This is a genomic window from Verrucomicrobiota bacterium, assembly GCA_016871675.1.
In the GTDB taxonomy this organism is placed as follows: Bacteria; Verrucomicrobiota; Verrucomicrobiia; order Limisphaerales; family VHCN01; genus VHCN01.
In genome coordinates this window covers 62,597-84,420 of the sequence record VHCN01000007.1, presented here as the reverse complement: position 1 = coordinate 84,420, position 21,824 = coordinate 62,597, and the positions used below count along the sequence as shown (strand labels likewise).

The window sequence follows — 21,824 nt, the reverse complement described above, 5'->3', positions numbered from 1 at the left end:
GAGTTTGCTTTTGTGTTCCCGACCCGCCGATCCGTAACGCGGGCGGAGGGTGGCGAGGACTTCGGCTTTGGTTTGTTCACTCATAAAGTCGTGCATGGCTCGGGTAACACCGACTTTTGGCGCAACGACCCGTTCTCCCCCTCAAATCCTCCAGGCTCCGGTAACAATACTTTTGGCGCAGATCGCCTTGTGGCAACATCGTCAGAACGCTCTTGCAGCGCAGTTTGGCGTGGTCTACGTTCTCGCCGCTTTCGGAGGTTCGCGCAGCGTCTAGCGCGGTCATTTTGTTGCGGGACGCAGCCGGGTTGGTAGCTCAGTTGGTAGAGCATCGGCCTTTTAAGCCGCTGGTCCCGGGTTCGAGCCCCGGCCAACCCACCATCGGAGACTATAAGAAGCATTCGTTGAGGATCGGAAATGGAGACATGCAGCTTGCGGCCTGGCAGGGTGAACTGAGGTTGGTGCCGACCCTTGTACTAACCATAACGTATCTTGGCCAACATGGTGAGAAAAACGGATTGGATCGAAAACACACGAAAGACACGAAAGCTCTAGCGGATTGCCCAGCCGAATCGGTCGTTTTCCGCGCCGGTGATGGGCCAGTAGACGAAGCATGCCTTGCCAATCACGTTGGTCCGGGAGAAGTCGCCCCAGTAACGGGAGTCGGAGCTGTTCATGGTGTTGTCACCCATCACCATATAGTGGTCCGGCCTCAATTCGTATTCGGCGGTCTCGTCGGTGAACAACCGCGCAAGCCCCGGCTTGTGCGCGAGCCGGCCGACGAGTTCGTTCAGGTGGCCCGAGTAGGTGCTGTCACGTGGCGGCGAGTTTGAGTGGAAGTGATAGATGTGCTCGAAGTGTGGCGTGGTGGAATCGAGCCGGACTCCGTTGATGCAGAGGTGCCGGTCGTTTCCGATTCGGACTCTTTCGCCCCCCATGGCCACCATGCGTTTGATGTAAAACTGGTTCTGAGGCAGGCTGGAAATGCCGGTGGTCTCAAACACCATCGTCTCGCCGCGCACGGGGCGACGGAAGTTGTAGGTGAGCCGGTCAACAAAGACGTGATCGCCCGCGACGTCTTTCAATCGGAGCACGTATTCGCCCTTCTTGAACTGTCGGCCGCTTGTGAGCGCGAATCCAAACTCGCTGCCGGTTCCCTTCGGGAATCCGGTCAGGCCGCGGAGGTTGCCGTTGTGGCCGTCCTCGGGGGAAAACCAAATCTTGTGGGACTTGTCGTATTCGCGGCCGTCGTCGCCGCGGTATCGAAGCACGACGGTTTGTGTCTTGAGCAGAAATTTCGGCAGGATGAAGCCCTTGGGCGGAAGCACGTCCACGATCACGCCGTCGGCTTCGGCCTTGATGACGTGGTAGAAGGTCCCTCCGAGTGTCGCGTGGAAAAATCGAGTGATGAAGCCCGGCACCGCGTCGTCCGGCGCGGCGCGCAAGTCCTCGAAATGCACTCCGTAAAGGGTGGGCTGCATCGAGCCCGTGGGGATCTTGAAGGGCTGGAGAAAGAAGGTGCGGATGCCCATGGCGACGGCGACGGCGACGAGGATGACCTCGACGTTGTCGCGCCAGGCGGTGTTCGGATACGGGATCAGCACGTCGTTGGCGACGCGCTCCAGCGCGGACATCCCCTCGCGCAACTGAACTGGCCCCGCGCCCTCGTCGAGCATCCGTCGAAGCGACTCGCACGCGTCGTCCACCTTGGCGATCGCGTCTGGCGCGAGCAAGTCGCGCTGGTGGTTGACCCATTTGCGGACCTGCCGCCGCAAGTCCACCGCCTGTCGGAATGTTCCGGATGTCAGCCAGCGAAAGATGAACATGATGCGTCCCCTGCCCTACGATTTGAGCACCTCAATGAAGGCCTCCTGCGGGATGTTCACAGATCCCACGGACTTCATCCGCTTTTTGCCTTCCTTCTGTTTCTCGAGAAGCTTGCGCTTGCGCGAAATGTCGCCGCCGTAGCACTTCGCGGTCACGTCCTTGCGCAGGGCGCTGACCGTCTCCCGCGCGATGAACTTCCCGCCGATCGCCGCCTGGATCGCCACCGCGTATTGCTGGCGCGGGATGACTTCCTTGAGCTTGGCTGCAAGCGCGCGCCCTCGGAATTCCGCCTTCTCGCGGTGCACGATGCAGGAAAAGGCGTCCACCGACTCGCCGTTCACCAGCATGTCGAGCTTCACCATGTCGGAGACGATGTAGCCCGTGTGCTCGTAATCCATCGAGCCGTAGCCGCGCGTGATGCTTTTGATGCGGTCGTGGAAATCGATCAGGATTTCGTTCAGCGGAATCTTGCACGTCATCATGACGCGCTTGGTGTCGAGCGTCTCGGTGTGGTCGAGCGAGCCGCGCTTCTCGCTCACCAGCGCCATCATGTCGCCGATGTATTCGTTGGGACAGATGATGAAGGCGTTGACCGTCGGTTCCTCGATGTGCTCGATGTAAGTCGGCTCAGGCAGGAACGCCGGGTTGTCCACTTCCTTCACCGCGCCGTCCGTCATGCGGACGCGATACACCACGCTCGGATACGTCGCGATGATGTCCATCCCGTATTCGCGCCGCAACCGCTCTTGCACGATCTCCATGTGCAACAGCCCGAGGAAACCGCACCGGAAGCCGAAGCCGAGCGCCACCGAGCTTTCGCTGGAGTAGGCGAACGCCGAGTCGTTCAACTGCAGCTTGCCGAGGTTCGCCTTCAAGTGCTCGTAGTCCGCCGGGTTGATCGGATAAATCCCGCTGAAGACCATCGGATGCACCTCCTGAAATCCCGGCAACGCCGGCGCCGGGTTGCGCGCATCCGTGAATGTGTCGCCCATCTTCACGTCCTTCGGCGACTTGATGTTTGCCGTCACGTAGCCGGTCTCACCCGCCGTCAGCACGTCGCGCACGTAGGGCTTCGGGTTGAAGCTGCCGACTTCCTTCACCTCGTAGTTCTTTCCCGAGTGCATCAGCTTCACCTGCATCCCGCGTTTCAACTCGCCGTCGAACACGCGCACATGCGTCACCACGCCCTTGTAAGTGTCGAAGTAGGAATCGAACCCGAGCGCCTGCAAGCTCCCCTGCCCTGTTGGCTTGGGCGGCGGCACGCGCGCCACGATCGCCTCCAGAATCTCCGAGATGCCAATCCCCTCCTTCGCGCTGGCGAGAATGGCCAGCTCCGCCGGAATCGCCAGGATCTCCTCCAACTGCTGCTTCGCCAAAGGCACGTCTGCGTGCGGCAGGTCGATCTTGTTGATCACCGGGATGATCGTCAGATTCTGCTTCATCGCCAGGTGCAGGTTCGCCACCGTCTGCGCCTCCACGCCCTGCGCCGCGTCCACGATCAGCAGCGCCCCCTCGCATGCGCTCAGGCTGCGGGACACCTCGTAGGTGAAGTCCACGTGTCCCGGCGTGTCGATCAGGTTCAACTCGTATGTCTCCCCGTTCTTCGCCGTGTAAAGCATCGTCACCGGGTGCGCCTTGATGGTGATGCCCCGCTCGCGCTCCAAGTCCATCGAGTCCAGGAGCTGCGCTTCCATGTCACGCGTGGCGATCGTGCCCGTCATGTGCAGCAGCCGGTCCGACAACGTGGTCTTTCCGTGGTCGATGTGCGCGATGATGCTGAAATTGCGTATGTGCTCGGCGTCCATCCAGTGCTCACTCTCCATCCGTCCCCACTCTCAATCTTAATCCTGATCTTAATCTTGTTCCTGCTCCCGCCCCCAACCCAACTCCCCTCCCCTGCCCTGCTCTGCCGGGAGGAGGAAGACGAATCAGCCACCGCGAAAGCAGCGACCGCAACGACGGCGTGAAGATAACCGCATGCCCCCTCTTGTGAAGGGAAAACTCCGCCTTACCCCGTCTGCGCGGTTCTCTTGGCGATTCACTTTTCGCTCTCGGATCGGCGACCCACCCGCTAACCTGACTCGCATGAAACGCCTGCTCCTCGCCTTGCTTCTTTCCATCGTCCTCTGCTCGTCGCCCCGGAGTCAGTGCGCCCCCGCCGCCGAGGCGAAGCGGCCGAACATCCTCTGGCTCATCGCGGAGGATTTCAGCCCGCACCTCGCCTGTTACGGCACCAAGGAAGTCTGGACGCCAAACCTCGACCGTCTTGCCGACGGGGGAATGCGCTTCACGCGCGCGTTCACCACCGCGCCCGTGTGCAGCGCGAGCCGCTCGGCGTTCATCACGGGCATGTATCAGACGACCATCGGGGCGCACCACCACCGCTCGCACCGCGATGACGGCTTCAAACTGCCCGACGGCGTGAAGCCCATCTCCGACTGGATGCGCAGCGCGGGCTACTTCACGGCAAACCTCGTGCAACTCCCCGAAAGCTTCGGCTTCCGCGGCAGCGGCAAGACGGACTGGAACTTCACCTACACCGGCCGGCCGTTCGACTCGGCGAACTGGGATGACCTCAAGTCGCACCAACCCTTCTACGCGCAGATCAATTTCCAGGAGACGCACCGCCGCTTTCATGCGCCGAAGAAGGCCGACCCTTCGAAGGTCGCGCTGCCGCCGATCTACCCCGATCATCCCGTCGCGCGCGAGGATTGGGCCGCCTACCTCGACGCCGCGAGTGAACTCGACCGAAAGATCGGACTCATCCTCCAGCAACTCGAAGCCGACGGCCTCGCCGACAGCACCATGGTGCTCGTGATGAGCGACCACGGCCAGTCGCACGTCCGCGGCAAGCAGTTCGTCTATGACGACGGCCTGAGCATCCCGCTCATCATCCGCTGGCCCAAGGCCATTGCAGCTCCGAGGAACTTCAAGCCCGGCACCGTGAGCGACCAACTCGTCAGTTCGCTGGACTTCACAGCCACTTCGCTCGCGCTTGCAGGCGTGAAGAAGCCCGCCGCGATGCAAGGCCGCGTGTTCCTCGGCGAGCAGTCCGAGCCGCCGCGCGCGTATGTGTTCGGCGCGCGCGACCGGTGCGACGAGACGATGTTCCGCTTCCGGACCGTGCGCGACGCCCGCTACCGCTACATCCGGAACTTCATGCCCGACCGCCCGTTCCTGCAGGCGAACGACTACAAGCAGCGCAGCTACCCGGTATGGAATCTCATCAAGGAACTCGGCCCCGCCGGCAAGCTCACCGACTGGCAAAGGAACTTCTACCTCGCCCCCTCGATGCCGCCCGAGGAGTTGTTCGACATGGACGCCGACCCGCACTCGATGAACAACCTCGTCGCCTCAACCAAGCCCGAGCATCAAGCCGCGCTCAAACGCCTCCGCGCCGAGTTGGAAAAATGGCTCGTCGAGTCCGATGATCAAGGGCGCTTCCCCGAACCCCCCGAAGTCACCGCGCGCAAAGGCCTCACCAAACCCGCGGCCGAAGGCAACCCGAACCAGCAAGCCATCATCGGCCCCGACGGCAAGCCCGTGCCCAAGGTAAAGAAGGGCAAGGCGAAGCAGTAGGCCCGCGCGGCCGGAGTGGGCTCGCAGTGCGTGATTGAACTGCGCGCGGGGAAGCCTCACTCTGCACGCATGGTTTTCAAGCGTTGCTTGTGCCTCGCAGGTTTGATCCTGCTGACCGCGTTTGGCTGCGACAAGACAACAACCGCGGGAAGCGCGTCAGCCGGAGCGTCGTCCACCGAGGCGTCCCAGCCCGAGCGCGCCAGGCCGCAGCCCAAGCTTCCAACCGTCAAGCTTTGGGTCGGTCCGCACGAAGTCGTCGCTGAGATTGCGCGCACGCCGGAGCAGATTCAGACGGGCATGATGTGGCGCACGAATCTCGCCGAGATGGACGGCATGATCTTCGTCTTCCCGGTGGTGGATTCGCGATCGTTCTGGATGAAGAATTGTCCGCTCCCGATGTCGTGCGCTTACATCGGCGCGGACGGCACGATCCTCGAGACGCATCCGATGAAGCCGTTCGACGAGTCGTCCATCGAGTCCAAGTCGGACAAGATCCAGTTCGTGCTCGAGGTCAACGCGGGCTGGTTCGAGCGCAACAAGGTCGGCGCCGGCACGCTCATCCGCAGCGAGAAGGGGACGTTGCAGCAGACGTTCTTCGGGCGGAGGTAGGCGCGGACGGCGACCTGATCGGCGCATGAGAATCGCACTGGCTCAAATCAACACCACCGTCGGGGACATCGCGGGCAACGAGGCGAAAGTCCTCGCCGCCTATCAACGCGGCGCAAAAGCCGGCGCCGAACTGGTGGTGGTGCCCGAACTGGCGCTCACCGGCTATCCGCCACGCGACCTGCTGCTCAAGGCTGGATTCATCGCCGCAAACCTCGCCGCGCTTGACCGCCTTGCCGCGGCGACGGCCGCCACCGGCCTGCTCGTCGGTTTCGTCGGCCGCAACGAGAAGCGCCCCGGTCGCGAAGCCACGAACGCGATCGCGCTGCTTCAGCACGGCCGTGTGATGACCACCCGGGTGAAGACGCTGCTCCCGACTTATGATGTCTTCGACGAGGACCGCTACTTCGAGCCCGCCACGGACAACCCGCCCGCGGAATTCAACGGCCGTCCCGTCGGGCTGACGATTTGCGAGGACGTGTGGAACGACGAAGATTTCTGGCGCGACCGTCGCTACCGGCGAAATCCCGCGATGGACCTTGTGCACGAGGGCGTCGGCATCATCTTCAACATCTCCGCCTCGCCGTGGCACCTCGGCAAGAACGCGACGCGCTTCGAGATGCTTCGCAGTCTTGCGGCCAAGGCGAAGCGGCCGGTCGCCTACTGCAACCTCGTTGGCGGGAATGATGAATTGATTTTCGACGGCAGCAGCCTCGTGTTCAACGCCTCGGGTGGACTCATCGCCGAAGGGAAGTCCTTCGCCGAGGATTTCCTGCTCGTGGACACGGACTCCACTTCCACCGTCGAGCCCGCGAGTTCCTGTGACGAGGAACAACTCTTCAACGCCCTCGTGCTCGGCCTGCGCGATTACCTGCACAAGTGCGGCTTCAAGTCGGCGGTGCTCGGCTTGAGCGGCGGGATTGACTCGGCGCTCACCGCGGTGCTCGCGGTCGAGGCGCTCGGCAAGGACAACGTATTCGGCGTCTCGCTGCCGTCGCAGTTCTCCTCGCAAGGCAGCCTCGACGACGCGCGCGTCCTCGCGGCGAACCTCGGCATCCGTTACGACGTCATCCCGATTCAACCGCCCTTTGAGGCCATGAAGGCGCAACTCAAGCCCGTGTTCGCCGGGCGCGCCGAGGACGTCACCGAGGAGAACGTGCAGGCGCGGTTGCGCGGCGTCATCCTCATGGCCTTGTCCAACAAGTTCGGCTCCCTCCTGCTTACCACCGGCAACAAGAGCGAACTCGCCGTCGGCTACTGCACGCTTTACGGCGACATGTGCGGCGGACTCGCGGTCATCAGCGACGTTCCGAAGGTGATGGTTTACCGGCTCGCCCGCTGGATCAACCGCGAGCGCGAGGTCATCCCCGCCGCAAGCATCACCAAAGCGCCGTCGGCCGAGTTGCGCCCAAACCAAACCGACCAGGACTCCCTCCCCCCCTACGAGGAACTCGATGCGATCCTCGACGAATACGTGGTGAAGGGCCGCAGCGCCGCAGACATCATCGCGGGCGGCTTCAAGGCCGGGACCGTGAACCGCGTCGTGCGGCTGATTGACTTCGCCGAATACAAACGCCGGCAGGCCGCTCCCGGCTTGAAAGTCACAAGCAAGGCCTTCGGCGTCGGGCGCCGCATTCCCATCGCACAGCGCTACCGCGAATGAAGCACCGCCGGCATGACCGCTAGTCCCGCATGATTTCCGGCGCCAAATCCGAAGCTCTCTTTGCCGAGGCGTTGCAGCACATCCCCGGCGGCGTGAATTCGCCCGTGCGCGCCTTCCGCGCGGTCGGCGGGCAGCCGTTCTTCGTCCAGTCGGCGCGCGGCCCTCGCGTGACCACGGTGGACGGCGACGAACTCATTGACTACGTCGGCACCTGGGGGCCGGCCATCCTCGGCCACGCGCATCCGAAGATCATCGCCGCCGTGAAGGCCGCCGCCGACCGCGGCACGAGCTTCGGCATCCCGAATCCCTTCGAAGTGACGATGGCCCGGCTCATCAAGCAGCTCGTGCCCAGTGTCGACAAGGTCCGCATGTGCAACTCCGGCACCGAAGCCTGCATGAGCGCCATCCGGCTCGCGCGCGGCTTCACGCGCCGCGACACAATCATCAAGTTCGACGGCTGCTACCACGGTCACGCCGACTGCCTGCTGGTGAAGGCCGGCTCGGGCGCGCTGACCTTTGGCAACCCGGACAGCGCGGGCGTCCCTGCCGACTTCGCGAAGCACACGCTCGTGCTGCCGTTCAACGACGTGGACGCGGTGAAGGCGTGCTTCGCCGCGAACCCGGGCGAAATCGGGGCGGTCATCATTGAGCCCGTCCCCGGCAACGCGGGCCTTTACCTGCCCCGTCCGGGCTACCTGGAATTCCTCCGCCAAATCACCGCCGCGCACGGCACCATCCTGATCTTCGACGAAGTGATGACCGGCTTCCGCCTCGCCCCTGGCGGCGCGCAGCAACGCTTCGGCATCACGCCCGACCTCTCGACGTTCGGCAAGATCATCGGCGGCGGCCTGCCCGTCGGCGCGTTTGGCGGGCGCGCGGACATCATGGACTGCCTCGCGCCACTCGGCCCCGTCTACCAAGCCGGCACCCTGAGCGGCAACCCGCTGGCGATGGCCGCTGGCCTCGCCGCGCTCGAGGAACTGGGTGCGGACAATGCCTACACTCAGTTGGAAGCGAAGGGTGCCGCCCTCGAAACCGGCCTGCGCGACGCCGCCAAGTCCTCCGGCGTGCCCGTCACCTTCAACCGCTGCGGCTCCATGTTCTGCGGCTACTTCACCAACCGCCCCGTCTGGAACCTCGCCGACGCGATGACGTCCGACCGCGAGCGCTTCAAGAAGTTCTTCCACGGAATGCTGGCCGAGGGCGTGTATCTCGCCCCGTCGCAATTCGAGGCCGGCTTCATTTCCACGGCGCATTCGGAGGCGGACATCGCGGCCACCGCGCGCGCGGCGGCGAAAGTTTTGACAAACCTCATCTGAACCATTGCGCCAGTCGACCATGGCATTTAACCCGCAAATCAAAGAGACAGTCCTTCACGATGATAAAACGAGCGAGCGTTTGCCTTGTGTGATGTGCGGTTGGCGCTACCCGTTCCCAGGGGCGGCGCACATCATTGACAAACAAGAATGGAGGACCGGCACTGATGGTTGTGACCGGCAGGTGGACGGACTTCCATTGTGTCCCAATAGCCACAAGGTGTTTGAAGATCATTTGCGGCCTTATCTTTGCGAAGCACTTGAGGCATTTGGAGCCGCAGGTCTTCCGAAGTCGTGGAAACAAAGCAACAAGTTGGGCCGCGTGCCCGATGAGAACGACACCTGAGTTGTCTCCAACTCATGCGCATCCTTGCCATTGACCATGGAACCGTCCGACTGGGCATCGCTGTCAGTGACGAGCTTGGGATGATCGCACTCCCGCTCGACTACATCCCCGCCGAGCCGGCGGACGCGTGCGTGGAGAAGTTGAGGGGCCTCATCGCCGAGAAAACCGTGACGCAACTCATCGTCGGCATGCCGCGCAACATGAACGGCACCTACGGACCGCAAGCCGAGAAGGTCCGCGCGTTCGTCGCCATGCTCAAGGGGGCGCTCCAGCTGCCCATCCGGACTTGGGACGAGCGACTCACCTCTGCACAAGCCAATCGCGTGATGCTTGAAAGTGGCGTTCGTCGCGAGCGGCGGAAGGAGAAGGTGGACTCGATGGCGGCCGCGATCCTCCTGCAGAGCTTTTTGGACTGCCAATCCACTTGACGCGGTGCGCGGCTCGTGGCGCGTGAAGGAACGATTGCTTCACGTATCACGCGCCACGCGGCTTCATTCCCGTGCCCACTCTCAAATACAAGCTCACGATCGCCTTCGACGGCAGCGCGTATGAAGGCTGGCAGTTGCAGAAGATCGGCACCGGCGTGCAGGAGATGCTCGAGACGGCGCTCTCCAAGCTGTTCCCGAGCCGGCCGCGCGTCCACGGGTCGAGCCGCACGGACGCGGGCGTTCATGCGCTTGGACTCGTCGCACACTTCGAAGTGCCGAGCGCGGAAGGACGAATCTCGCCGGCGAAACTTCTCCTTGCCCTCAACGCGCACCTGCCGGCGGATGTCCGCGTGCTGGGAGCCTCACGGGCGAAGGCGGACTTTCATGCACGCTTCAGCGCCAGCGGGAAACAGTATCGTTACCTCGCGTGGAATCACGCCGCGATGAACCCGCTGCTCGCCCATCGCGCCTGGCACGTGAAGCGCAAGCTTGATGTCGCCGCGATGCGTCACGCCGCGGGTCATTTTGTGGGGAGACACGACTTCCGCGCGCTTCGGACGAATCCTTGTTACGACACCGACTCGACGGTCCGCACCGTGACGCGATGCGAAATCCGGCGCAGCGGACCGCTTCTCACGTTCGTCATCGAGGGCGACGGGTTTCTCTACAAGATGTGCCGCGGCATTGTCGGCACGCTCGTTCAAGTCGGCGAAGGCAGAATAGCCCCCGGTGAGATCAAACGCATCCTCGCGAGCAAGGATCGCCGGCTCGCCGGGATGACTGCGCCCGCGTGCGGGTTGGTGTTGTGGAAGGTGTTCTACCGGCGACGGTGCGGCGAAGCGCCAAAGTCCGCATGAACCTCGTCTTGGTTGAACCTGAAATCGCGCCGAACACGGGCAACATCGCGCGACTCTGCGCCGCGACGCGCACGACGCTGCATCTGATCGAGCCGTTCGGCTTCACGCTCGACGACAAGCAACTACGGCGCGCGGGCATGGATTACTGGCAGCACGTCACATGGCATCGGTGGGCGAACTGGGCGGCATTCCGGGCGTCAGTGCCGGGCGATGCGCGCCTGTGGTTCATCGAGCAGGGGGGCCCGAAGAACTACACGGAGGCGCGATTTGCGGCGGGCGATTACCTGGTCTTCGGACGCGAGACCGCTGGACTTCCCGGTGTGTTGCTGGACACGAATCGCGACGCATGGCTGCGCATCCCGATGTTCGACGCGAATGCCCGTTCGTTAAACCTATCCAACTGCGCCGCGCTCGTGCTGTTCGAGGCGCTGAGGCAACAGGGGTTTGATGGCGAAGTCAGGCCGCCGGTTTGAAGAACTGAAGCGCTGAGTTTGCGGCCGCCACCAGCGCGGACACCCGAACTTCCATCGAAAAATCCGACGGCGCCTCAAACGTGTAGCTTTGCGGCGACTTGTGCGTGAGCAGCCAGAACGACTCCGGCCATTGTGGACGCGACCGCGGGTCGGTGTCGGGCCGGATGATCCCGCCACGCGCCGCACGGCCCTCGATTTCTGCCGAGTGGTCGATCGGGCAGACCTTCGCAACTGCTTCGATGACCGCTTCTGCGCGGGTCGGCAAACCTGACGGGTTCAACTCATAGAGGTAGAAACCCTGCGCCTCCCAGTCCTCGTGCAGGCAGAGCGTGAGGTCGAACGGCGGCTGCTGCTTGAGCCACTCGACGTGCGCGCGCGTCTCGGGCGCGTCGAACTGGCTGTATTGGCGGTTCAAGTCGTGGCCCAGCGCGCTCTCGCGGGAGTTGCGCGGGAAGCCTGTGGGATTGAGGCACGGGCAGAGCCAGAAGTCGCAGTCCGCGGGCCACGCGTCTTCCTCAATCAAGCGTTGCGCCGCGAGCGGGCCGGCCGGTTCGTCGCCGTGGATTCCGGTGGAGAGGTAAATCCGTGGTGCGTGATGCGTGGTGCGCGGAGAAACACGCGAGGCTCGGTGCAACGCACAGAGGGAGAGCCCGGGTGCCGCTTCGAGGCACTTCACGTTCCAGCCGTGACGGCGGGCGGCCGCGATGGTCTTTCCCAGCACGGACTCGATCTCAATGGTCTCGCCGCGATACGCGCCCGCGTTCTTGCCGAGTCGTTGCATTCACGCGGCGGCAGTGGCTGGTTCGTCGCAGTCGGGTGCCGCGCTGCAACCACACTCGCGCTGATCGGCGAAGTCGTGCTTGTCCCAATCCGGATCAAGGCCGAGATCCTTGAGCATCTGAAGGTCCTTCTCGACGGGCTGGTTGAGCGTGGTCAGGTAACTGCCCACCATGAGCGCGCTCGCGCCGGCCAAAAAGACCATCGGCTGCAAGTCGCGCAGATTCACCGTGCGCCCACCGGCGATCATGATTTCCTGGCGCGGAAGGATGAAACGAAAGCAGGCGATGGTCTTGAGGATTTCCAGCGGTGCCAGCGGTTCATGGTGCTCGAACGGCGTGCCCTTGATCGGATTCAGGATGTTGATCGGCACGACGTTCGCGCCAATTTCCTTCAAGCTGAAGGCAAGGTCGCACCGGTCCTCGCGAGTCTCTCCCATGCCGATGATGCCGCCGGAACAGATCTTCAGGCCGGCGTTCTTGAGGTAGCCGATGGTTTCGAGCCGGTCGTCGTAGCTGTGCGTCGTGCAAGTGTTGGGGAAGAAACGCCGCGAGCTTTCGAGGTTGTGCCCGTAACATTCGAGCCCCGCCTCCTTCAACCGGTCCGCCACGCGCTGGCTCTTGATGAGGCCGAGCGACGCATCGGCGCGCGTCTTGCCGCTCGCGGCCAGGTCGCGGATGCGGTCGCACACCTCGTCGAGCATCGGGCCCTCCTGCAATCCCTTCCACGCCGCCACGAGGCCGACTGCGGTGACGCCGTTGCGCTGCGCCTCGTCCGCCGCCTCGAGCACGGGCTCCGGGTCCACGAAGCCATACTTCGGCGAGCCGGTCTGGTAGAACGACGACTGCGAGCAAAACCGGCAGTTCTCCGAACACGCGCCCGCCTTCGCGTTCACGATGGAGCACAGGTGAACCTTGTTTCCCTTGAACCGCTCGCGGATGCGGTTGGCCCAGGCAAGCAGGTCGTAAATGTCCGCGGAGTCCTCAAGGTGGAACAGCCCCATCGCCTCGTCGCGGGTGAGCTGGCCGCCCGCGAGAACGCGCTTCCCCAGCGAAGCGATGCGCGTCGAATTCTCCACGTCAACTGAAACAGGCGTCACGCTTGACAGGCTAAACCCGGACCTCGTCCGCGCGCAAGGCTTGAATCCGGCCATCGTCGAGCAGGGAACGTGTCCCGGGCGGCGCCGATCAACGGGGCAGGATTGAACGAGAATTTGCTTGCCCTTGCGCGGCGGAACGACGCAGCGTTCAGGCCATCACCTTATGGGCTCCAAGACCACTCCTCAGGCCGGCAAACAGCACTTCCTTTCCCTCTCCGCTTCCGAACGGGCGCTGCTCGGCGCGTCTGCGCAAATCCTGTCGGCGTTCATTGCGTCCGGCCGATACTCGGAGTCGGAAGCGAAGCAACTGTGCGAGACATCATTCAATCTGGCCGTGTCACTCGCCGAGCAGATTGAGGCCGAAGTCTCCGCAGACGACGAGCTCCCCGGCTAGTCGCGGCTCCGTCCACGTATGAAAACTCCATCCGGTGCTTTGCAGTTCATCCTGCCGGCCGTCGCCTGCGTCTTCGTGTGCATCACCGGGCTTGCGCAAGAGAAGAAAGCCGAGGCCAAGTCCGAGGGCCCCGTCTATCCCCGGGTCAACCTGACGCCGTATTACGAGGTGGACGCCACCTGGCCCGAGCGGCCGGCGAACATGCCCTGGGGCCACGTCCCCGGCATCGCGGTGGACAAGCACGACCATGTTTACGTCTTCACGCGCACGAACCCGCCGGTGCAGGTTTACACCGCGGCGGGCAAGTTTGTCCGTGCGTGGGGCTCGGGCGTGATCAGCAACGCGCACCACCTCAAGATCGACCGAGAAGGCCATGTCTGGATCACGGACATCGGCTTTCATGTCGTGCGGAAATTCACGCCCGACGGCCAGATGTTGCTCTCCATCGGCACGCCGGGGCAGAAGGGCGAAGGGCCGCGCCATCTCAACATGCCCACCGACCTGACGGTCGCGCCCAATGGCGATCTCTTCATCTCCGACGGCTACGGCAACAGCCGCGTCGCCCACTACGACAAGCACGGACACTTCATCAAGGCCTGGGGAGCCCTCGGGATTGGCTCGGCGAACTTCTCCATCCCGCACGCCATTGCGAACGACTCCAAGGGCCGGCTTTACGTCGCGGACCGCAACAACGTGCGCGTCCAGGTCTTCGATCGATTCGGAAAACTCACCGGCTCGTGGCGCGACGTCGTGGTGCCGTGGGGCTTCTGGGTCGCGCCGAACGACGACATCTGGGTCTGCGGCTCGACCCCATCGCCCTGGCGCGTGGACCCCAAGTATCCGGCCGCCCCGCTCGGCTGTCCGCCCAAGGACCAGGTTTTCATGCGCTTCAACACCGAGGGCAAACTCCTCCAGCAATGGACCATTCCGAAGGGCGAGGACGACAAGGAAAAGCCCGGCGAACTGAACTGGCTCCACTGCATCGCGCTGGACTCCAAAGGCAACATCTACGCCGGCGACATCATTGGCAGACGCGCGCAGAAGTTTGTGCGAAAGCAGTAAGCCCTAGTCCGGCCGCGATTCGATTGCCACGGTCAAGGGCCAGTCGGCCCACGCGACCTGATTCCAGTCGAACCGCGGGTATCCGCCCTCGACCACGCCGCGCAGTCTTACCGCGCCTCCGGTGCCGTAGGTCAGCACGGCTCGGAAGGTCCCGTCGAACGGCGGTGATTTTCTGTCCGGCAAATCCATCCGCACTTTTCCCGCGAGCACGGCCTGATTCGGGCCCGCGGGGGTCAAGGTGAGTTTGCCGTGGACGCCGGTGTAGGGCTCGAGTTGTTCGTTGACGCCCGCCGGATAACAAAGCCGCAGCCAGCGTGACAGTTTCGCCGCGTCAATCTCGCGGGCGGACGTGGGTGGCGAGAGCGTCTTCCACTCGTCGAGGGATTCGACGGCCTCCACCACGGGTGAAGCGTGGGCATCGCGCTGCCCGGTGAACCGGATGAACAGGCGCACGCCATTGCCGACCTCCGGGAGTTTCAACGGCATTTCGGCGCGGCGGGCTGTGCGCCCGGCGCCGCTGCGGTTGATTTCGCGGACGTAGTAGGCTGCGAATTCATCGGAGGAACGCCCCATGGGGTTCCCGGTGTGGTTGGGGAAGCCGTTGAACCAGTGCAGGAGCCGTCCGTCCGCATCCAGCACGAAGCAGCGCACGTTCGAGCCGGTGGCGAAATGCGATGCGCCGCCCGACGCCTGGTGCAATGGCAGGACGTCATCGGGCAGCCGTTCGTTGTTCGATTGCCCCCAAAACGTCACGATGAACGGGCGCAGCGCCTCGACGACCTCCGGGTGGGAGAGGGAACTCCCCCTCACATGCATCGAACTCGCTCAGCAATGGCCGTCGCGCAGATTGCCCGCCTCCTTGAGCTGCGTGGTGGTGACGAAGAACACGGGGCGCCGTTCCCGGGTCGCGCGCGTCTTTGCATCCTTCAGCGAATCCGCCCAATCGAGCTTGAACACGCCGAGTTCGCGTTCCGCGGGGCGCGCGGCGTTGAAGGCGTCCAGGATTCGTTGCGCATCGCCCGCGCGCAGCACGGGACACGCGAGGCAGAACGCGAGGATTGCGAGGGAGGACTTCATGGCTCGAAGCGTATCGTGCGCGGCGCTGCCTATCAAGGCCCGCGGCGTTGGCCGCTCAAAGAAAAACCTCCTTCGGATGAATCGTCGCACTCGGCGCCAACCCGGTTGCGCGGGCATCGGCCACGAGTTGTTCCCCTTCACCCTGGTGCGCATAGACGGCCGTGCCGGGGCTCACGCGCAGGTTCCAATGACGCTGATACACCGCCACAAGGTCCCTGTGCTTCGCAAGCGCCGAGGGGACGGCGTGCCACATGATCAACTCGCGCCGGCGGGATTGGAAATACTGCCCGATCACCTTGGGGAGCAGTCGCGAAAGCCACGTGGCCTCCACGCGGTCCACGGAGCGCGGGATGACGTAGCGCGGCCGACCAAGCGCGCCGAGGGCTTCGTGCAAGGCTTCGGTGAAGAGGCGGCTTTCGTCCCCCGTCGCCTCCTCAAGAAAGACCCGGACGTAACCGCCCGTGCGTTCCCCGCCGTGGATGTTCCTGCGGGATTTCAGCAAGCCGCTCTCGACGAGCGCGCCGAGCACCGCTTCGCCCACGGCAAGCGCGAGCGATCGCGCACTCCACGGCGTTGCGCCGGCGAACGGTGGAAATCCCATGGCTCCGCCGCCGCCGCCGAGTTTCAGTTCGAGCGCGCGCACCGGCTCGGGGTGATACGGCTCGCCGATGCGCCAGAGCTTGCGGAACTCCGTGCGCCGGTTCACGCGGTTCAGCATCTCCGCGTTCAGGGGACCGATGGATCCCTCGACCAGTTCGGGCTTCAACTCCGTGAACGCCGCGTGCACGTGGCCGACGCCTTTCTCCACCACGCCGTCGTCCGTGAGGCCGAACAGCACGCGATGCTTGCCGATGAAGCGTTCGTAATCGTCGAGCCCCTTGCTGAATTCGGGCGCGATGCACACGACGTCCCAGTTGTCCGCGAGCTTCGCGGGATCATCCGGGTCGAGCCGGAAGGAACGCCCGCGGAGTTGGTTCACCGACATGGAAGTCGTCACGGTCGTGAGGTCGATCAGCACGTTGACCTTGTGCGCGTCCCAGCCTTCGCCGAGCAGGCCGCGCGTCCCGACGAGGCACTTCGTGAGCCCGCGCTGGAACAGTTCCGTGATCAGCGTCACATACGTTTGCGGGCACCAGTCGCTGCCGCTGCCGCGCATGATCTTGAAGCCCTGTTCGTCGCCGAACTCGAACCTCACGTCGCGGCGGTTGGCGGAAAGCCACGCGGCTGCCGCCTCGCCGAGTCGCGGCGCGAGGTCGTCGTCCACGAGGACGGTGGAGCCGGTGACGAGCACCGGATCGAGCGCGTCCGTCTCCGGGTCGCCCAGCAGCGCGCGAAAGGCCGCGACCGCCCCGCCGGCTTCCTCGTCGAGCAGGTGTTTCACCTCGGTGTCCACCGACGACGTTCGTTCGAAATCCGCCACGATCACGGCGCGGATACGGTCGCCGAGTGCGGCGCGTTCGGCCTTGAGGATGCTCAGCACGGCGGCGGTCTTGCCGCGCGCGTAAGCCATCACACGACCGACGGGCGAGACGCACGCCTGCGTTCCCGTCTCGGTCACTTGCACACCGAAAAGCCGCAGCCGTCGAATCGCGCGCTCCGCAATCGCGTGGTCCTGCGGGTCCGCAGACCCTCGCAACCGGTGCCGGATGTAGCGGTCGAGCACGGGCACGTGGATCGTGAGTTCGAGGTTGGGATCGTCCGCGGGCAGTTCCGGCGGCGGCGGGACTCCCTCGGGCAGCTGATGCTTGCGCCCCTGAAGAAACCACCGCCCCGCGTCTGCGAACACCGGGTCGCGCCGTTCGAAGGACAGCCAGTCTTTCACCACGCCGGTCGGGAGCCGCCGCTCCGCGAGCACGCGCGTGACCCACGCGACCATAGACTCTGAGCATTGGGAGAACTCCTTTGCCAAATCCGGAGCCGACGGACTCCCCTGCCCTGCACCCGCCTCGTTCAAAGCGCCGGGAGCGTGGCAAAGCTCCTCCACCAGCGCGGCAAACTGCGCGCTCGCATTCGCGATGAACGCGAGTTCTTCGGGCGATGGCCGCACGAATTGCACGAGGTCCTGATAGGGCGCGAGAAAACCGTCCTTCACCACGGCGGGCGTCGGCACTTCGTAGGCGATCGGGCCGAAGAAGGCGTCGTAACGATCGAGGTCCTCCTTCAACTTGCCGTCGCGATCGGGCGGCGTGGCCGTGAGGCCCACGACAAGCGGCCGTTCGAACAACTCGTGCGCGTCCGCGAGCACGCGGCCCCAGTGCCCGAGCAGGTGATGGCACTCGTCGAGAATGATCAGCCCGATCCCGCGCGCACGGAGTCGCCCGAGCGCGGCGAGCGACGAAGCGTGCAGCACCTTGAGTGAATCGCCCGCCAGCGCGGCGGCGTCGCGCACCTCCTTGCGATAGATCGCGAGGCGCCCGTCGTAATAGCCGCGGTTGTGGCGCGCGAGATCCTCGATCCACACGCGGGCCTCGACCGGGTCCTTCGCCTCGCCTTTCGCAACGAGCCGGTTTTGCCAGAACTCAAGCGCTTGCGCGTCGAGGTCCTCTCCGCCGCGATCTGGCATCGTGAGCGCCTGATACGTCAGCGACGTGAGCCATAACGGCGGCTCGGACCCCGTCGTGGCGAGTGCGTCCACGTGGTCGGGCAGGTCGAAGTGCTCGAGCTTGCCGACCCACTGCGCCTGAATCGCGGAGTTTGGCGAGAGCACGAGTGCGGGACACCGCGCCAGTTCAGCCCACAGGAACAGGCCGATGACGGTTTTCCCCGAGCCCGGCGGCGCAACGATGTACAAATGCCGGCGTCCCTCGGCGAAGTGCCGGCGCGCGATCGCGACGACCTCCTGCTGCGACGGGCGGAGCGTTCGCTTGAATCGCACCGCGGGGAATGCAGCCACCGGCGAAATCTCTGGTGCCGTGGAATCGCTCATGGCCGGGTGCAATCAGAGTGACTCGTCGCGGGCGCAAGGTGCAAGGAAGTTGAGCGTAGCCCCGTCCGTCCCGGATTCGAATCCACGGGGCAGTCTGCCGCACGCGCATCCACAGCTATGTGCGCGGGCTGTTGGGCCACACCGCGCCCGTGTCCTTGCAATCGCCCAGCTCCTCCATGTCCAGTCCAAGTCCTGAAGACGTCGCTTGCTCACCGATTGCAGGCCTCATTACACTAAGCGGATAACCGAGCCGAAAAGCCCGATCGCACGTCACACTGCCGTGCGGCGCAGCCGTCGCGAATCGCCGGTGCCAGCCAGGGCTGCCGCTCCGGTGTATCGGTTCACCGGCGGGCCGCGCCTCAAGCTCGACACATGGCCCGCCACTCCGGACTCCGATCGCGTCACGGTCATCATTCCCGTCCTGAACGAGTCCGCGCGTATCGCCTCGATCGTCGCCTTCGCGCGCAACGCACTTCGCCCAGCCGCTCAGCGGCATCATCGCCGCGCGCAAATCCCTCCTCCGGCAACGCTACCATGTCGCCGCCGAGACCCTCTGTCGGCGCGTCTTTGCCGACTTCACCGTGGCCAACCTCATGCGTTTTGACAACGAGCGCGCCTCGGGCCGCGTCACCCTCGCCTCGCTCATGTTCCCGCGCCTGCGCACGGGCCGTCGCGCCTACGACAAGCTCCACGTCCTCAAATACCTTGTCCGCCAGATGGGTTTGAAGCGCACCCAGGTCCTCGCGGTGGGGGATGGGCTTAACGACACCGGCATGTTGCGAGCCGCCGGCATGTCCGTTGCCTTCCAGCCCAAGGACGAGCGCGTCGCGAGAGCCGCCAAGCGCGTCGTCCACGGCCGACTTGACGGATTGCTCGCGTTTGTCCCATAGGCGACGCGCCATCGGGCGCCGCCGGCGGTCACACCCGGCTCCACGGCGCGCGATTCTCGCGGCTGCGGAGTTTGTTGGCCTCGGCGTCGTTCATGAACGCTTCCTTCGCGGGGTCCCACTTCAGCGGGCGGCGGAGCCAATAGCCGATGTTGCCGAGCTGGCAGACCTGCGCGGTGCGCGCGCCAGCCTCCACGTCGGCCACGGGTCGTTGCCGGGTTTTGATGCAGTCCACCCAGTTCTGCTTGTGGCTCTTTGCAATGGCCGGAAGCCGGTGGTCTTTCTCGCCGAGCGGCGTTTCGAGGATGCTTTTCGGCGTGGACTCGATTCCCTTGCGGTCCACGTAGATCACGCCGTCGGTGCCTTCAAACGTGGTGCCGCTGGGCCCGCCGTGGAACATTTCGATGCCGTTCGCATACACGAAGCGCAGACCGGTGTCTCCCTTCTCGGGCGGGTGGATTTCCACGGGGCCGGTGTCGTCCATGCCAAGCGCCCATTGGGCGATGTCGAAGTGATGCGCGCCCATGTCGGCGAGGCCGCCGCCCGCGTATTCGCGGTAGCTGCGCCACGCGGGGAAGTGCTTGTGGATGTCGAGCGGGCAGAGGACGTGGCTGAAGGCTCGCGCGGGCGAGGGGCCGTTCCAAAGCTCCCAGTTCACGCCGTCGGGTGTCGCCTCGTTGGCAAGGTCGCACGGCTTGGCGGGTCCGCCGACACCGACGCGCACCGTCTTCACCTTGCCGATGCGGCCGGAGCGGACGTATTCGACGGCCTTGCGGAAGTAACCGTTGAACTCGGTGCGCTGCTGGCTGCCGGTCTGGAAAACGATGTTGTTCTCGCGCGCGGCTTTCACCATGGCGCGCGATTCGGCGATGGTCAGAGACAGTGGCTTCTCGCAATAGACGTCCTTCTTCGCGCGCGCCGCAAGGATGGCGGGGATGGCGTGCCAATGGTCGGGCGTGGCGATGCACACGGCATCCATGTCGCGGCGGGCGATGAGTTCGCGGAAGTCGCCGAGCGCGGCGCAGCCTTTGTAGGCGCCGGAGTCGCGCTCCTTGGCGTAGGCCTTGTGGACGCGCTCAACCGAGTCGTCGAGGCGGATCTTGTGGACGTCGCACAGGGCGACCACCTGGACATCGGGCATGTTGAGGAAACCGCCGAGGTGGCCGCGATTCATCATGCCCATGCCGATGAGGCCGAGCGCGAGTCGCTTCGACGGCGCCTGCGCCCACACGCGCGCGGGCAGGATGAGCGGCGCGGCGCATGCAGCGAGCGCGGAGGCGAGGAAGTGGCGGCGACCGGTGCGGTGAATGTGTTTCATGAGTGGTGGGTGTTGGCGGACAACGTGCGGATGGGCGGAGGTTAACACCGTCGAACGCGTGGGTGTCGAGCAAACTGTGCGTCCGGGCCGCTACGCGCGGCGAGGGGAAGGCGCACCGCACAAGTCCGCAGCGCGCGGCTTTGACTTGGAGCGCGCAAGGCGCTATAGAAACCGCGTGAACTGCATTCCCAGCCCGTGGCGCGCCGGCGCATTGCTCGCGGGCGTCGTCGTGCTCGCGGCGGCGGGAGACGCCAGCTACGCGGGTGAGAAGATCATTTTCTCGGGACGGGAGACTTCGAAACCCGCGGTGGACTTGAACCGCAAAGAATCGCTGATGGAGCGCGGGCTGCACACGCCGAAGCTACCGGGCGATTCTCCGGCCGATTCGCTCACCATCGCCGTCGCGCCCCAGGCGCCCAAGCCTCGGCTCACGCGCCGGCAGCAGGAGGAACTCGACGAGCGGCGCGATTGGATGTTCCGAAATCCCAACGCTGCGTCGATCAAGGACGCCGTGAAGACGTCCCGAGCCGATGACGAGCGCGAGGCCGACCCGCGCCGGAAGACGGCCATCGAGCGTTTCGTGGAGGATGGGAATCCGAAAGGCGACGACGATTCAGTCCCGGGCGAACCGCGCGCCAGACGCGAAGGCACGGCGCGTGCCACGCTCCGGCCCGAGGGCCCGCGCGAAGGCGGCGTCAGCGGAAATGCGATCAACGGGGCGCTCGACGCCAGTTCGCCGGCCAATCCCGCGCGCGACGCGGGCCGCACCGGTCCGGCGGACATGCGCGGGTTCGAATTCACGGGGCGCGTCCCGCTTGACCCGGCGCGCGAGCGGCTCAGGTCGCAGGCCGTGGAGGCTGACTCGGCGGCCTTTCAGCGCGCCGTCGGCGGATCGATCATCGGCACGACCGGGATGGGGGCGGGTTTTCCCGCGGCGGGAACCGCAACGACTCGCGACTGGAACGCCGGCGCGGGCGCGCCGCCGCGCGCTTACCTGCAAGCGCCCGGGGCATTTGTCCCCGGCGCGACGAAGAGCGGATTCATGGACAGTGCAAGGCTCGGCGGTGCGGCCGCATTCGACCCGCGATTGAATCCGGTCGCACCCGCCCAGAATCCTCCCTCCACAGAACCGCCTCGCAAAATGGAGCCGCGTCCGACGGTGCTCGAGATTCCGAAGCGGAAATTCTAGTGG

General features: G+C 64.7%; 20 protein-coding genes and 1 tRNA gene. 13 read left to right on the top strand and 8 right to left on the bottom strand.

What is annotated here, in order from left to right:
• The first annotated feature begins 302 nt into the window (after window positions 1-302).
• A tRNA-Lys gene (locus FJ386_03130) sits at window positions 303-378 on the top strand.
• 170 nt (window positions 379-548) lie between these two features.
• On the opposite strand, the gene lepB is transcribed toward FJ386_03130, so the two are convergent.
• Both lepB and lepA read right to left on the bottom strand, forming a co-directional pair.
• Complete coding sequence (gene lepB, locus FJ386_03125) at window positions 549-1,823, bottom strand: signal peptidase I (GenBank protein ID MBM3875695.1); 1,275 nt, start codon at window positions 1,821-1,823, stop codon at window positions 549-551.
• A 15-nt stretch (window positions 1,824-1,838) separates the two neighbouring features.
• Window positions 1,839-3,629: an elongation factor 4 gene (lepA, locus tag FJ386_03120; protein ID MBM3875694.1), complete on the bottom strand. Its 1,791-nt coding sequence runs from the start codon at window positions 3,627-3,629 to the stop codon at window positions 1,839-1,841.
• Between the two features lie 280 nt (window positions 3,630-3,909).
• On the opposite strand from lepA, the gene FJ386_03115 reads away from it, so the two are divergent.
• The 8 genes from FJ386_03115 (at window position 3,910) to FJ386_03080 (ending at window position 11,092) form a co-directional block, all read left to right on the top strand.
• On the top strand, window positions 3,910-5,403 hold the full coding sequence (locus FJ386_03115; GenBank protein MBM3875693.1) for a sulfatase: 1,494 nt from the start codon (window positions 3,910-3,912) through the stop codon (window positions 5,401-5,403).
• Between the two features lie 69 nt (window positions 5,404-5,472).
• Window positions 5,473-6,012 carry a DUF192 domain-containing protein gene (locus FJ386_03110; protein MBM3875692.1) on the top strand — a complete coding sequence of 180 codons (540 nt, stop codon included), beginning with the start codon at window positions 5,473-5,475 and terminating at the stop codon, window positions 6,010-6,012.
• A gap of 25 nt (window positions 6,013-6,037) precedes the next feature.
• Window positions 6,038-7,672: an NAD+ synthase gene (locus FJ386_03105; protein MBM3875691.1), complete on the top strand. Its 1,635-nt coding sequence runs from the start codon at window positions 6,038-6,040 to the stop codon at window positions 7,670-7,672.
• Between the two features lie 29 nt (window positions 7,673-7,701).
• Window positions 7,702-8,991 carry a glutamate-1-semialdehyde-2,1-aminomutase gene (hemL, locus tag FJ386_03100; GenBank protein ID MBM3875690.1) on the top strand — a complete coding sequence of 430 codons (1,290 nt, stop codon included), beginning with the start codon at window positions 7,702-7,704 and terminating at the stop codon, window positions 8,989-8,991.
• A 19-nt stretch (window positions 8,992-9,010) separates the two neighbouring features.
• Window positions 9,011-9,334 carry an HNH endonuclease gene (locus tag FJ386_03095; protein ID MBM3875689.1) on the top strand — a complete coding sequence of 108 codons (324 nt, stop codon included), beginning with the start codon at window positions 9,011-9,013 and terminating at the stop codon, window positions 9,332-9,334.
• Window positions 9,335-9,348: 14 nt separating this feature from the next.
• Complete coding sequence (ruvX, locus tag FJ386_03090) at window positions 9,349-9,762, top strand: Holliday junction resolvase RuvX (GenBank protein MBM3875688.1); 414 nt, start codon at window positions 9,349-9,351, stop codon at window positions 9,760-9,762.
• Window positions 9,763-9,833: 71 nt separating this feature from the next.
• Entirely contained in the window at window positions 9,834-10,619 is a 786-nt protein-coding gene (gene truA, locus FJ386_03085; protein ID MBM3875687.1) for a tRNA pseudouridine(38-40) synthase TruA, read from the top strand.
• Window positions 10,616-11,092 (top strand): tRNA (cytidine(34)-2'-O)-methyltransferase, encoded by a 477-nt coding sequence (locus FJ386_03080; protein MBM3875686.1) that lies wholly within the window; start codon window positions 10,616-10,618, stop codon window positions 11,090-11,092. The genes truA and FJ386_03080 overlap by 4 nt, the downstream gene beginning before the upstream one ends.
• Here FJ386_03080 and FJ386_03075 read toward each other — a convergent pair.
• Window positions 11,076-11,873 carry a M14 family metallocarboxypeptidase gene (locus FJ386_03075; GenBank protein MBM3875685.1) on the bottom strand — a complete coding sequence of 266 codons (798 nt, stop codon included), beginning with the start codon at window positions 11,871-11,873 and terminating at the stop codon, window positions 11,076-11,078. The genes FJ386_03080 and FJ386_03075 overlap by 17 nt on opposite strands.
• On the bottom strand, window positions 11,874-13,022 hold the full coding sequence (gene bioB, locus FJ386_03070; protein MBM3875684.1) for a biotin synthase BioB: 1,149 nt from the start codon (window positions 13,020-13,022) through the stop codon (window positions 11,874-11,876).
• A 109-nt stretch (window positions 13,023-13,131) separates the two neighbouring features.
• Here bioB and FJ386_03065 point away from each other — a divergent pair, with 109 nt between their 5' ends.
• Window positions 13,132-13,362 (top strand): hypothetical protein, encoded by a 231-nt coding sequence (locus tag FJ386_03065; GenBank protein MBM3875683.1) that lies wholly within the window; start codon window positions 13,132-13,134, stop codon window positions 13,360-13,362.
• Between the two features lie 18 nt (window positions 13,363-13,380).
• On the top strand, window positions 13,381-14,424 hold the full coding sequence (locus FJ386_03060) for a hypothetical protein (protein MBM3875682.1): 1,044 nt from the start codon (window positions 13,381-13,383) through the stop codon (window positions 14,422-14,424).
• A gap of 3 nt (window positions 14,425-14,427) precedes the next feature.
• Here the strand turns inward: FJ386_03060 and FJ386_03055 are convergent, their stop codons facing one another.
• From FJ386_03055 to FJ386_03045, 3 genes are read right to left on the bottom strand one after another with little or no spacing between them, the layout of a single operon-like run.
• Entirely contained in the window at window positions 14,428-15,234 is an 807-nt protein-coding gene (locus FJ386_03055; GenBank protein ID MBM3875681.1) for a hypothetical protein, read from the bottom strand.
• A 15-nt stretch (window positions 15,235-15,249) separates the two neighbouring features.
• A complete protein-coding gene (locus FJ386_03050) occupies window positions 15,250-15,501 on the bottom strand; it encodes a hypothetical protein (protein MBM3875680.1) in 252 nt (83 codons plus the stop codon).
• A gap of 55 nt (window positions 15,502-15,556) precedes the next feature.
• Window positions 15,557-18,427 carry a DEAD/DEAH box helicase gene (locus tag FJ386_03045; protein MBM3875679.1) on the bottom strand — a complete coding sequence of 957 codons (2,871 nt, stop codon included), beginning with the start codon at window positions 18,425-18,427 and terminating at the stop codon, window positions 15,557-15,559.
• Window positions 18,428-19,020: 593 nt separating this feature from the next.
• Here FJ386_03045 and FJ386_03040 point away from each other — a divergent pair.
• Window positions 19,021-19,317: a hypothetical protein gene (locus FJ386_03040; GenBank protein MBM3875678.1), complete on the top strand. Its 297-nt coding sequence runs from the start codon at window positions 19,021-19,023 to the stop codon at window positions 19,315-19,317.
• Window positions 19,318-19,345: 28 nt separating this feature from the next.
• Here FJ386_03040 and FJ386_03035 read toward each other — a convergent pair whose 3' ends face one another.
• A complete protein-coding gene (locus tag FJ386_03035) occupies window positions 19,346-20,632 on the bottom strand; it encodes a Gfo/Idh/MocA family oxidoreductase (protein ID MBM3875677.1) in 1,287 nt (428 codons plus the stop codon).
• Between the two features lie 175 nt (window positions 20,633-20,807).
• Here FJ386_03035 and FJ386_03030 point away from each other — a divergent pair, with 175 nt between their 5' ends.
• Window positions 20,808-21,821, top strand: coding sequence for a hypothetical protein (locus FJ386_03030; GenBank protein MBM3875676.1), 1,014 nt, complete (start codon window positions 20,808-20,810; stop codon window positions 21,819-21,821).
• The last annotated feature ends 3 nt before the right edge of the window (window positions 21,822-21,824 follow it).